The organism is Streptosporangium subroseum (assembly GCF_900188345.1).
Taxonomy (GTDB): domain Bacteria; phylum Actinomycetota; class Actinomycetes; order Streptosporangiales; family Streptosporangiaceae; genus Streptosporangium; species Streptosporangium subroseum.
Window position 1 is genome coordinate 1 of record NZ_FZOD01000116.1, and the last position, 12,026, is coordinate 12,026.

Below are 12,026 nucleotides of genomic sequence, written 5' to 3' on the forward strand. Positions count from 1 at the left end.
GCGGGGGCGGCGGCGATGCCGGCCGCAAGGGCGCCGGCGAGGGCGGTGCCGACCAGGACGCTGCGAAGCTTGCTCATGAGGGGACTTCCTTCGGGGTGAGCGAGTGATGAGTGTTCCCGGTGCGCTTTGTTGTGCTGCGCGCTCCGGACAGCACTCACATTAGGCAGGCATAACGTCCCGTTCTGCGTACAAACGCACGCTCAGCGCCGAGCGTGCACTACGACACACAAACGACCCATCTCCCGAGAACGACACCCGGGTGTCGCGCGTTAGACCACTTGCCCAAGCGGGCATTTCGGTAGACCACCGCACCCCCGACAGATGGGACGTTCTTCGATGAAAGTGGCAGTCCTCTTAGCAGGGTTCTTTGCCGTGCTCGTGGGAGCCTCGACCACCACGGCGGCCGAGGCCGGATCCAGGGCCGGCGTGGCCCCTGCCTCTGTCTCCACCTCTGTGAGCAAGCCCTCTGTAAGCAAGCCCGCCTATCCCGCCGTGTTCTCCCTTCCGGACGGTTTCCAGCCGGAAGGGATCGCCATCGGCCCGGGCTCGGCCGCGTACTTCGGCTCGCGCCTGACCGGCGCGATCTACCGCGTCGACCTCCGCACGGGCCAGGGCCGGATCATTGATCCGGGGCCGGGCACTCCGTCACTCGGCCTCAAGGTCGACGAGCGCGGCCGGCTGTTCGTCGCCGGCGGCACCGGCAGCAACGCGCGCGTGATCGACACCCGGAGCGGCAAGGTGCTCGCGAGCTACCAGCTCGCCACCGGCACCGCGTTTGTCAACGATGTCGTGCTCACCCGCGACGCGGCGTACTTCACCGACTCGGCCAACCCCGTGCTGTACAAGCTGCCGTTCGGGCGAGGGGGAGCGTTGCCGGACGAGGCGGTGAAGGTGCCGCTGAGCGGAGACATCGTCTACACGACCGGCAACAACGCCAACGGCATCGCCCCGACCCCCGACCGCAAGGCCCTGCTCGTCGTCCAGTCCAACACCGGCAAGCTGTTCCGCGTCAACCCCTCGACCGGCGTCGCCACCCTGGTGGACATCGGCACCGAGTCCCTGGTCAACGGTGACGGCCTGCTGCTGGAGGGCCGCACCCTCCACGTCGTGCAGAACCGCCTGAACACCCTGACGTCCCTCTCCCTGAACCGCGACGCCACCTCCGGGAAGGTGGTCCGCAAACTCGTGGACGGTCGCTTCGACGTCCCCACCACCATCGCCCCCTTCCGCGACCGCCTCTACCTCCCCAACGCCCGCTTCACCACGACCCCCACCCCGACGACCACATACAACGTGGTGGCCGTCAAGCGTCACTGATCGTTCTTTCGTGATCGGCGTGCCCGCCGCGGCGGGCACGCTCCTTCACACGGTCGCCACCGTCCGGCTGCCGGAGGGGATGCGTGATGCGATCCGTTCGCGGGCGTGGGAGCATTCGCCGAAGCTGAGCGGGCAGTCCAGGGCGTGCTGGATGAGTTCCTTCGCCGCCTGGGCCTGGGTGATGCGGCGTTCCAGCACGACTATGTGATCTCGGAGCAACTCGGAGCGATCCATCGGATCCGCCGAGGAGAGGAGCTCGCACAACTCCCGCAGGCCAAGCCCGGCCTCCTTGCCCATCAGAATCATCGCCACCCGCTCCAGGTCGGCCGATCCGTAACGACGGTGGCCGCCCGTATGCCTGGTCGGCGTCAGCAGGCCGACGCTCTCCCAGTGGCGCAGGACATGCGCGGCCAGCCCGAACCGATCGGCCAGCTCGCCGATGGTCATGTCCCCATCCGAATCGCTTGACTTCATGTGCACATTAACCTTCACCCTGACCGTATGAGCAATCAGGCTGAGACGGTCAGCCCACCAACAATCACCGATGACCGCACGATTCAGGGAAACGACCACGGACCGGCACCTGCGGCCTCAGCCGTCACGCGGGTGGCCAACGCGGCAGGCCACTCCTCTCCCGACCGCCGGGGCCTGCGGGAGCCTCGCCACCAGGCCTCCACGCCGGTCCATGTGAGCGGTTCGCGGATGGCCGGTCAGGCCCGTACTCCCGGTTCTCCACAGGTGGAGAATCTCCGGGAGCGCGCGGCGGCCATCCGATGAGTACGGCGGGCGCCAGGCCGATACGGCGCATCCTGGACCGAGTCCTCGTGTCCGGCACGGTGGAGGACGTCGTGCCCGTCGCACGGCATATGCGCCGGATCAGGATCGGCGGAGCGTCCCTGCGTGACCTTGACTGGACTCCCGGTCAGCACGTTCGGTTGCAGGTCGGCGATCTGCTCTCGCCCCAGACCTGGTTACGAGGTTTCCGCGACGTGCTCCGCACCTACTCGATATGGGACTACGACCCTCGCGGCTCCCTCGACCTGTGCATCCTCGACCACGCGGAAGCGGGTCCCGGAGCCCTCTGGTCAAGGCAGGCGAGCATCGGCCGGCACGTGGCGTTCACCCGGCCGGAAGGCCGGTTCGTGCCACGCGGCGATGCGCCGTACCACCTCTTCGTGGGAGACGAGACAGCCGAGGTCGCCTTCGGCGCCATGCTCCGGGCCCTGCCCGGCTCGGCCCGCGCGTACGGGGCCGTCGCCGTCGGCGGCCCCGACGACCGGCTGCCGCTGTCCCGGTCGGACGAGCTGACCTGGGTGTATCGGGACAGCGCATCCCCGGCGGATACGGACCTGCTCGTCCACGCCGTCCGCTCGCTCGCCCTGCCCGACCATCCGGGTGTGGCCTACGTCGCCGGACAGGCGCGCACGTGCCAGGCCGTACGCGAGCATCTCGTCCGCGAGCGCGGCTGGCCACGCGACGCCGTTCTGGTCAAGGCGTTCTGGGCACCCGGGAAACGGGGCCTGGACTGACGCGGCCCGGACCGGCGCGGCCCGGACCGGAGCCGGGCCGCGCCATCATGGGACGTCAGCCGGCGTGGTAGGCCCGGATGATCGTCTGTTCGATACCGCTACCGCCGGCTGCGGCCTTCACCCGCAGCGAGACGGCCTGCCCGGCCGTGGTCGCCGGAAGGTCGGCCCGGTAGCCGTCCCCGTCGGAGTGGACCCGGGCCGAACGCCAGGTGGCGCCGTCGTCGGTCGAGGTCCACACCTGGAACGAGGTGACCCGCTGGGTCGGTACGCCCTTCGCCTGCCGGACGCCGAAGTCGGCCGTCCCACCCGTCGGGTGGTTGGCGGCGTCCAGCGGCAGCGCGTAGTCGACCGAGAGGAGCGGCAACGGGACACTCGAAGTGTCGTTCGGGCCGGCCGACCGGAACGTCCACGAGGTGCTGACCCGAGTCGAGATCGGCAGGATCAGGCTCGTCTCGACGTCGAAGTCCAGGCGGTAGTCCGCCGCCTTCTCGGGCACGGTGAAGTCGGCGCGCGAGGCGGCTCCCTCGCCGACGAGCTTCCCGTCCCGGTAGAGCGACATCTTGCGGTTGACGCCGATCGAGCCGCCCGCCAGGCAGTCGGCCCGCTGGTGCTGGTCGGTGAGCAGGACCAGGTCCACGCTCAGGTTGCCGCGGGTCCTGGCCGGTGCCGAGACACAGCCGTACCCGACGCCGGCCGGGTCGTCGTACCAGTCGGAGTGCAGCGGTTGCCGCGCCCAGGTCTTGGCCTGCCTGCTGCCGGGCTGGTAGCCACGGGCACCCTCCTGGGCGAGCAGTCCGCCGTAGATCCCCTCGTCCTGCCAGAGAAACCCGGGGGAGACGTAGTCGGTGCGGGTCACCGGCAGGTCGTACGTGCGGTGCTGGGTCAGGTACAGCCCGTCGAGGGTGTAGCCGTAGCGTCGCAGCGAGGTGACCATCCCTGGTGAGTCCATCTGGCCGAACCGCTGGTCGATCCGGGCGAGTTTGGCCCGCTCGGCCGTCGTCACCCGGTAGCTCGGGTCGGCCGGGACGGCGTTGCCGAAATCGTGGGCCAGGTTGTATAGGTACGGATTGGCCGTGTTGTCGGGTGACTCCAGGCCGTACCCCGCGTACACCCGGAGGCTTCCGATCCCGGGGCGCTTCATCGGCGTCACCGAGATGCTCGCCGACTCGCCCCAGCCGGAGACGAAGTCGTACCAGGTCAGACCGCTTCGCGAGGTCTGCAGGTAGGTGAAGTCGACGGTGGTGGTCTTGGTGGCGACCCCGTCGATCGAGGCGGTCAACGGCTTGGCCGTCGCGGGGTCCAGCTTCATGGTGCTGTCGGCGGTGACGCTGACATCCGGGTTGCCGACGAAGGTCCCCTGCTGCTTGCTGGTCATGGGGTCGTAGGCGGAGTACGCGCCGGTCACCGCGTAGCGGCCGACGGGGACCCGCAGCGTGACGGTGTCACCGGGAGTGGCGAACGCGCCGCCGCCGTAGACCATCGGGTCGTCGAGGTTGGTCACCAGCACGTTGACCCAGTCCGACGCGTCGGGTGACATCGGCGGCATCTTGACGGTGCTGACGGTCAGGTCATAACTCTGCGGCTCGACGTAGAAGGTCACCGGGGTGCTCGACGCGAACTTCCCGTTGGAGGTGCGGGCGGTGACGACGGCGGTGTACAGGCCGGGCTTCCCGGCCAGTGCCGAGCGGTCGACCCGCAGGGTCGAGCCGGCGGGGACGCCGCGCCTCAGCCTGACCCGGGTCTCCGACAGCGACGCGGCGCCGCGCCGCGCGGGCGCTCCCGCGTGGTCGACGACCGCGACGTCGAGGTCCAGATTGACGGTCGCCGCGGTCTGCTCGCCGGTCCAGCTCAGCTTCGCCTCGGCGGTTCCCGACTGCGGGTAGTCGAACGTGCCGAGGGCGACCACCGGCTGGTCGCTGACCGGGCCGGAGAGCGCCCGGACCGCGTTGAGCCGGCCCGCGCCGACGGCGTACGGGTCCGCACCGGGCAGCGGGTCGGCGGCGCCGACGAGCGCGGCCTTGAGCCGGTCCGCCTTCCAGTCGGGGTGCCGCTGGGCGAGGAGTGCGGCGGCGCCCGCGGCGTGCGGGGTGGCCATCGAGGTGCCGGAGGAGAAGACGTAGTACTTGTCGACGGGTGAGCCCAGCGTCGTGCCGGCGGCCCGCGCGGCGACGACGTCGACGCCCGGTGCGACCAGTTCCGGCTTGGCCACGCGGGTGTTGACCAGCGGCCCCCGGCTGGAGAAGTCCGCGAGCCGGTCGGTGTCGTCGACGGCGCCGACCGTCAGCGCGGCGGCGGCGGAGCCGGGTGACGCGATCGCGCCGCCGCTGTTGCCCGCGGCGATGACAAAGAGCGCGCCGGTCTGCTTGGTCAGCGCGTCGACGGCGAGCGAGAGCGGGTCGGTTCCGTCACTCGGATCCGACCCGCCGAGGCTCATGTTGATCACGTCGGCCCGGGACGCGGCCCACTCCATGCCGGAGATGATCTGCGAGTCCGAGCCGGAGCCGGAGTCGTCGAGGACCTTGCCGATGAGCAGGCGGGCGTTCGGTGCGACACCGCGGCGCTCGCCGTGCGAGGCGGATCCGTTGCCGGCGATGGTCGCGGCGACGTGGGTGCCGTGGCCGAAGTGGTCCACGGCGTCGCCCCCCTCGACGGTGAAGTCGGCCCGGTCGGCGACCTGACCGGCCAGGTCCGGGTGGGTGAAGTCGGCGCCGCTGTCGAGCACGGCGACCCGGGCGCCCTTGCCGGTGTAGCCGGCGTCCCAGGCCTTCGGCGCGGAGATCTGACCCAGGTTGTGGTCGAGGTCGGTGTTGTTGAGCGCGGTGGCCCGGACCTTACGGTCGAGCCAGACCTTCGCGGCCCCGGCGAGCAGGGAGTCTGTGGCCGTCTTCGCGGTGGCCGAGCTCTTCTTGGGGATGTGTCCGGCCACCGCGCCGATACTCGGCAGCTGCCGTACGTCTCCGAGGGCCGCCACTCGTGCGCTCGCCGTGGACTGCACGATCACCGGCAGTTCCGGAGTGCCGGCGTCGTCGTAGCCGTCGTGGATCAGCGCGGTGACGTCAAAAAGTGCCGGGTCGAGGACCGAGCCGACCTGCGCCGCGACGCGAGCGGGGATGACCCGCACGTGCCCGTCGGGACCGCAGCTCTGCCGGATCACCCCGCTCCGTTCGGCCGGTTGCACCGTGACTCTGGGACAGCCGGACTCGGTGGTTTTCACGGTCACCACGTCGCCCGTCAACAGGGTGACGGTGTACGTCTTCCCTGCGCTGGGAGCACCCACATCGGCCATCGCCGGATGGCTCGGCACGGCGTTGAACACCATGGCTGTGATGGCGAGGGCCGGCACCCACCACGTTCTTTTGAACATCTTGTCCCTTACATGCGCATTTGACTGCATATATGCACTAGCGGGCAAGATCGTAGTAACTCTGATTGGAAGTTGGAACTCCAACAGGTTGCCGTTCTGCCTCGACGCCATAACCGCCACCGAGGCCGCCAAGGCACGCACCCGCGCGTTGACGCGGGCGTCCGCCGAGCGTTGTGACCGGCCGAGGATCTACCGGCTGCCGCCGTACGCGCCGGAGCTCGATCCGGCCGAGGGAGTGTGGGCCAACCTCACGGCAGGATGGGCGATCCGACCGTCAGCGGCGTCGCTGGTGAGCGCACTTCCCGGAAGCGTCCGCGATGTGACCGCAAAAGCCCCCTCAGGACCACGTCGAGAGGATTGTGCAAGGACCGGCGTGGATCGGTCTATCGCGGACCGTACGGCTCGCGCTTCGATGGGATGACCGTCCCGACGCACACTGGAGCCACGTTCATGCCGCTCGATCACTACGTCACCCTCGGCCGGTCGGGGCTGCGCGTCAGCCCGTTCGCCCTCGGCGCGATGACCTTCGGAGAGGATCCCGGGGGCGCCGGGTGCAGCGTCGAGGAGTCCGAGAAGATCTTGGAGACCTACCTGGACCGTGGCGGGAACTTCATCGACACCGCGAACTTCTACACCAACGGCTACTCGGAGAAGATCCTCGGTGACTTCTTCGCCGCCCGTCCCGGACTGCGCCGGCATGTGGTGCTGGCGTCGAAGTTCTTCACCAACCTCTTCCCCGGTGACCCCAACGGCGGCGGTGCGGGCCGCTCGTCGATCATCGCCCAGCTCGACGAGACCCTGCGCCGCATGCGCACCGACTACCTGGACCTGTACTGGTTGCACAACTGGGACCGGCACACCCCGCTCGAGGAAACGCTGCGCACCCTCGACGACCTGGTCCGGGCCGGAAAGATCCGCTACATCGGGTTCTCCAACACGCCGGCCTGGGTCACCGCCCAGGCCCAGACCACGGCGCTGCTGAAGGGCTGGACCCCGCTGATCGCGCTGCAGGTCGAGTATTCGCTGCTGGCGCGCACCGTCGAGGGCGAGCTCGCACCGCTCGCGCTCGATCAGGGCATGGCGCTGGTTCCCTGGAGCCCGCTGAAGAACGGCTTCCTGTCCGGCAAGTACCGGCGCGACACCCGGGTCACCGACTCCGCCCGCACCGCCTTCGTCGGCGGTCCCGGCGAGGACGAGTTCACGGTCATCGACGCCGTCGCCGCCATCGCCGACGAGCTGGAAACCACATCCGCGGCGGTGTCGCTGGCCTGGCTGCGCGCCCGCGAAGGCACCGTGGTGCCCATCCTCGGCGCCCGGCGCGTGGAACACCTCGACAGCAACCTCGCCGGCCTGGAGGTGACCCTCACCCCCGAGCATCTCCGAACGCTGGACGAGGTCTCGGCCCCGGCCCTGAACTACCCGGCGCCGATGCACGGCGCGCTGCGGGCGATGCTGCAGTTCGCGGGGACCACCGTCGACGGTGAGACGTCCGCCGTGTATCCACCGCTGTCGCAGAGCGACGTCCGCTACTGAGTCTCCGCGAGGTGACGCCGATCAGCGATCACCGTTATGACTGAAGAACGGCACCGGGTGTCTCTCGACTTTCCGCCTCTGGACTGTCCAGAGGCGGAAAGTCGAAGCCTCCCCGTGCCGGCTCGTTCGGCGCGGACGGCTGAGCTGCCGCGATGTTTCCGGTTCGGCTCAGCCGACGACTCCCCTATGGTCACCGAACGCCCGGCCGTGGTTCCAGCGCGGATAGCATGCCGGGAGGCCGGCGATCAAAGGAGATCAGCGATGACCCACCCTCTCGGCACGCAGCCCGCACTCCGGCGCACCCCTCTCGACGCGGAGGAGAAGGTCCGGGCCGAGGCGAACTTCGCCTCCCTCGTCGCCCAGGAGCTCGCCGTCAACGGACGGTTCAGGGTGAGCGCCGACACGCCGGAGATGATCGAGCTGTTCCAGGCGGTCGCCCACAGGGTGGGCGAGATGCTCCAGCGGCCCGTGGTCAGCTATGCCAACGGCAGGTACATCGTGATCACCTTTGGACAGCAGGAACCCCCGGCCTCACTGGCCGAGGCGCCCGCTCAGCATGGGAGTGATCACCAGGCGTCGTCCAGGTAGCCGAGTGTTCCCGGGCCGGTGATCGGCTCCGGAAGCACCCCGTGAACCTTGCCGGTCACGGCATCAGGCCTTTGGCTGGGTGAAGCGGATGTGGTTGCCGAAGGGGTCGCGGAGGCCGCAGTCGATTCCGTACGGGCGATCGGTGGGTTCCTCGGTGAACTCGACGCCCTGGCTCAGCAGCGTCTCGTACGCCTTGCGGCAGTCGTCCGTGCTGAAGATGAGATGGCCACCCATCGCGCCCTTGGTCACCAGCTCGCGGACCTGCTGCGCCGTCTCCTCGGACATCGCCGGACCGCCCGGCTTCTCCAGCATGATCTGGCGCTCCGGGTGACCGGGGACGTTGACGGTCAGCCAGCGCATGAAGCCCATGTCGATGTCGGCGTTGACCTCCAGGCCAAGCTTGCCGACGTAGAAGTCGAGGGCCTCATCCTGGTCGAGGACGTATATCTGCGAGTGCGTGATGGCGTTGAACATGTGCATCACGCTACCGAGCAAACCAGACAAAAACGTATCCAAAACTGCTCAATCGACGGACGGCACGGGCAGTACGGACGAGCACGGACGAGCACGGGCAGTGCGGGCGGTGCGGACGGTCAGGCGCTCGGCCGCGTCCACGCCATCGTGAAACACGTCGGTACGCCCGTGGCCACCGCTTCCTTGCGGTACGTCCTCGGTGACCGGCCGACGATGTCGCGGAACGTGCGGCTGAAGGTCCCCGGGCTGCCGAAGCCGACCTGGAAGCAGATGTCCATCACGCTGAGGTCGGTCTCCCGCAGCAGGAACATCGCACGCTCGACACGGCGACGCTGCAGGTAGCGGTGCGGCGTCTCGCCGAACGTGGCCCGGAAGGTGCGTGTGAAGTGCGCCTCCGACACATGGGCGATCCGGGCCAGGGCCGGGACGTCCAGCGGCTGAGCGTAGGCGCGGTCCATCGCGTCCCGTGCCCGGAGCATGCGGCGGTTGGTCTCTTCTGCGGCGCGGCCCACGACGCCATCACACCATGGTTCTCGGCCGTCCGCGACAGCACCGGCGACCGATCCCCTGCTCGGTGCCGCACCACGACGGCCCGCGCCCGGCGGTACCGCCGACTCGGCCCGCATGGCACGCGGTGATCACATTCCAGCGGCTGCCGTTGCCGGGTCTGCCCGAAGCTCGAAACTTAGGCCTGTGCTGAAAGCCGTACTCCGCGATCTTCCCGGCGGCTTCCACGATGCCACCGGATACAGGTCCTCACGCTGCGTACAGCTGGGTTTTCACTCCGGGGCTTCGGCAAAGGCCAGGAGGTCAGCGGCTGACCAGGTCAGGTTGCCGCTACGCAGATCGTCGATCACCGAGCGAAGCCACTGCAATTCAGCCGCCGTGACGGCACGCAGATATTCGGCTTCGAGCATGGTGATGCGGGGGAGGCCGTGCCCGGTTTCAGCGCTCATTTCGGCGTCCAGCGTGGCCAGTGCTTCGCCGAGCGTTCTGCTGCGCCGCTCAAGGGCGTCGCGTATCTCCTCAGGAGCGAGCATCAGCAGGTGGGACAGCGCCGCCGGCAGTTCGGGGAACTCCTACTTGGGCGTGGCCAGCATGTCCAGCAACCACTCGCGGGCCACGGCGCGTCCCGTATCGGTGATCTCGTACACCGTTCTCTCCGGGTACGCCTGGTCCCGCTCTGTCTCTCGCACCCCGATCAGGCCGGCCGCGGTGAGGCGGTCGATCGTGAAATGGCCGAGGGCAAGGTGGCGGCCGCGCTGGTGACAAGCATGCTCGGCCTCCGGCTTGGACCGCCGATCATGAACGCCATGCCGCGGGGGCTGCTCACGTGGCTGACCGGTCTGATGATGAAGAGCGAGGACAAGAACGCCAAGCCGGGCGATGCGACCATGCGCACGCTCGCCCCGACTCTGCACTACGAAGGCGTGCTCCTGGCCGAGATGGCCGGCACCGTGGATGGTTTCGCCGACATACGGGCTGAGGTGCTCCTGCTCGGCGGGAGCAAGGGACTGCCCTTCCTCAAGCCCGCGCTGTCCCGCCTGGAGAAGACGGTTCCCAACGTCGAACGGATCGAGCTCCCCGGGCTCGATCACGACGCGTCGGGAGATGCCGGCAAGCGAAACCCTTCCGGCCGTCCGGAGGTCGTGGCGGCCGAACTGAGGCGTTTCTTCACCTCGGCGGCCAAGAGCCGATGATCAGTGAAACATCCGGAAATGCCGTGAGGGCCGGGGACGGGGGGAACCGTCCTCGGCCCTCGCGAGCCCCTGGGGGCGGCATGGCGCTTGCTTGCAGTGGTGCTTACTTGCACAGAACGGTGTCGAGGGCGGTCTCGAGGTGCTGGGCGGTGGCAAGCGTCATGACCGGGCCGGTCACGGCGATGGTGGCCGCGCGGCCGTCGCTGGTCACCGCGTTGCGGGTGACATAGCCCGGGGCGTCGCCGCCGTGGGTCCAGGCATAGCCGCCGCAGCTCAGCTTCACCCTGGCCAGGCCGAGCCCGTAGCGGGCACCGCCGGTGGCGTCGAAGTCGTTGGCCGCGACGAGGGTCTGCATCTGCTTGAGCTGCTCAGGCTTGAGCAGCTGCCCGCCCAGCAACGCGCTGAAGAAGCGGTTGAGGTCACGGGGAGTGCCGATGAGCTGCCCGGCCGCCCAGGACATGGACGGGTCCCCGACGGTGACGTCGGCCAGCGACCCATCGGCGGCCGGGAAATAGCCCTGCGGGTGGGGCTCGCGGATGCTCTGATCGCCCAGCGCCGGCCAGTAGGTGTGACGCAGCCCGATCCGGGTGATGATCCGCTGGGTGATCTCCTCGCTGATCGGGCGGCCGGTGACCTTCTGCACGATCAATCCCGCCAGCACGTAGTTGGCGTTGCTGTAGCTCCAGCCCTTACCGGGAGCGAAGAGAGCCTTCTGCGACAGGGCAGCGTCCAGTAGCTGCTGCGGCTCGAAGTAGGTGTGCTGGACCTTGCCGTAGTCCTTGCCCACCAGTTCGACGTCGTAGTCGGCCAGGCCGCTGGTGTGCTGCAGGATCTGCCGGACGGTGATTTTCCGGCCGTCGATGCCCTTCCCTCGGACCAGGCCCGGCAGATACCTCTCCACCGGCGCATCCAACTCGATCTTGCCCTCGCCGACCAGCTGCAACACCACCACCGCCGTGAACGTCTTGGTGTTGCTGGCGATGCGCACCTGCCCGTTGACCGGCACCTTGGCCTTGGTCTTCAGATCCGCCACCCCCGCGGTGTAGTCGCGGGTCTTGCCGTCACGGCCACGGACGGCGGCCAGCGCGGCGGGGAACTTGTCATCGCGGATCAGACTGTCCAGGGTCTGCTGCACCACCTCGGCGCTGCGCGCAGCCGGGCCGGTCACCGCATCAGCGGAGGCGGAGGCGGAGGCGGCGGGCAGGCCGGCCAGGGTGAGTCCGGTCAGTGCCGCCAGCGCCGCCGCGGCCAGGACCCGCCCCCGCACCCGCCGGGGGCGTCGGGGAGAGGTGGGCTGCTGGGTGAGGGTGGTGTGCGACATGGGAAACGCTCCTTGGTGCTGGTCGGGGGCCCCGCTTGGGGACGTCACCCAGCATGTCGGTGAGCGGGTGTCATGATCGATCCCGCGCACTGGAGTGCTCTGGTACAGCTGGCTATACGCCCACCGCCCCGACCGGCCGGCGAAACGATCGCTCCTCACGCCGCAGGCGATCCCCCAGCTCCTCACGCCGCAGGCGATCC

12 protein-coding genes are annotated in these 12,026 nt (G+C 69.0%); 6 read left to right on the forward strand and 6 right to left on the reverse strand.

What is annotated here, in order from left to right; translation table 11 throughout:
• Nucleotides 1–372: 372 nt before the first annotated feature.
• On the forward strand, nt 373–1,317 hold the full coding sequence (locus CHC08_RS46585) for an NHL repeat-containing protein (protein WP_245878997.1): 945 nt from the start codon (nt 373–375) through the stop codon (nt 1,315–1,317).
• Between the two features lie 45 nt (nt 1,318–1,362).
• On the opposite strand, the gene CHC08_RS46590 is transcribed toward CHC08_RS46585, so the two are convergent.
• Complete coding sequence (locus CHC08_RS46590) at nt 1,363–1,791, reverse strand: helix-turn-helix domain-containing protein (RefSeq protein ID WP_089213782.1); 429 nt, start codon at nt 1,789–1,791, stop codon at nt 1,363–1,365.
• A 27-nt stretch (nt 1,792–1,818) separates the two neighbouring features.
• Between CHC08_RS46590 and CHC08_RS49145 the strand changes: the two genes are divergently transcribed.
• Complete coding sequence (locus CHC08_RS49145) at nt 1,819–2,094, forward strand: hypothetical protein (protein WP_143653686.1); 276 nt, start codon at nt 1,819–1,821, stop codon at nt 2,092–2,094.
• A complete protein-coding gene (locus CHC08_RS46595; RefSeq protein ID WP_089213783.1) occupies nt 2,091–2,846 on the forward strand; it encodes a siderophore-interacting protein in 756 nt (251 codons plus the stop codon). Before CHC08_RS49145 ends, CHC08_RS46595 begins: the two co-directional genes overlap by 4 nt.
• A gap of 55 nt (nt 2,847–2,901) precedes the next feature.
• Here CHC08_RS46595 and CHC08_RS46600 read toward each other — a convergent pair whose 3' ends face one another.
• Nucleotides 2,902–6,210: a S8 family serine peptidase gene (locus CHC08_RS46600; RefSeq protein WP_218825834.1), complete on the reverse strand. Its 3,309-nt coding sequence runs from the start codon at nt 6,208–6,210 to the stop codon at nt 2,902–2,904.
• A gap of 450 nt (nt 6,211–6,660) precedes the next feature.
• Here CHC08_RS46600 and CHC08_RS46605 point away from each other — a divergent pair, with 450 nt between their 5' ends.
• Both CHC08_RS46605 and CHC08_RS46610 read left to right on the forward strand, forming a co-directional pair.
• Complete coding sequence (locus tag CHC08_RS46605) at nt 6,661–7,743, forward strand: aldo/keto reductase (protein ID WP_089213784.1); 1,083 nt, start codon at nt 6,661–6,663, stop codon at nt 7,741–7,743.
• Nucleotides 7,744–8,004: 261 nt separating this feature from the next.
• The gene (locus tag CHC08_RS46610) at nt 8,005–8,331 is read left to right on the forward strand and encodes a hypothetical protein (protein ID WP_089213785.1); all 327 of its coding nucleotides are present in this window, start codon (nt 8,005–8,007) and stop codon (nt 8,329–8,331) included.
• Between the two features lie 63 nt (nt 8,332–8,394).
• Here CHC08_RS46610 and CHC08_RS46615 read toward each other — a convergent pair whose 3' ends face one another.
• From CHC08_RS46615 to CHC08_RS51095, 3 genes are all read right to left on the reverse strand, one after another.
• Nucleotides 8,395–8,805 carry a VOC family protein gene (locus CHC08_RS46615; RefSeq protein ID WP_089213790.1) on the reverse strand — a complete coding sequence of 137 codons (411 nt, stop codon included), beginning with the start codon at nt 8,803–8,805 and terminating at the stop codon, nt 8,395–8,397.
• Nucleotides 8,806–8,924: 119 nt separating this feature from the next.
• Complete coding sequence (locus CHC08_RS46620; RefSeq protein ID WP_179282639.1) at nt 8,925–9,317, reverse strand: helix-turn-helix domain-containing protein; 393 nt, start codon at nt 9,315–9,317, stop codon at nt 8,925–8,927.
• A 267-nt stretch (nt 9,318–9,584) separates the two neighbouring features.
• A complete protein-coding gene (locus tag CHC08_RS51095) occupies nt 9,585–9,845 on the reverse strand; it encodes a hypothetical protein (protein ID WP_218825835.1) in 261 nt (86 codons plus the stop codon).
• Nucleotides 9,846–10,040: 195 nt separating this feature from the next.
• On the opposite strand from CHC08_RS51095, the gene CHC08_RS46630 reads away from it, so the two are divergent.
• Complete coding sequence (locus CHC08_RS46630; protein ID WP_218825836.1) at nt 10,041–10,505, forward strand: alpha/beta fold hydrolase; 465 nt, start codon at nt 10,041–10,043, stop codon at nt 10,503–10,505.
• Between the two features lie 103 nt (nt 10,506–10,608).
• Here CHC08_RS46630 and CHC08_RS46635 read toward each other — a convergent pair whose 3' ends face one another.
• On the reverse strand, nt 10,609–11,826 hold the full coding sequence (locus tag CHC08_RS46635; protein WP_089213787.1) for a serine hydrolase domain-containing protein: 1,218 nt from the start codon (nt 11,824–11,826) through the stop codon (nt 10,609–10,611).
• Nucleotides 11,827–12,026: the final 200 nt, after the last annotated feature.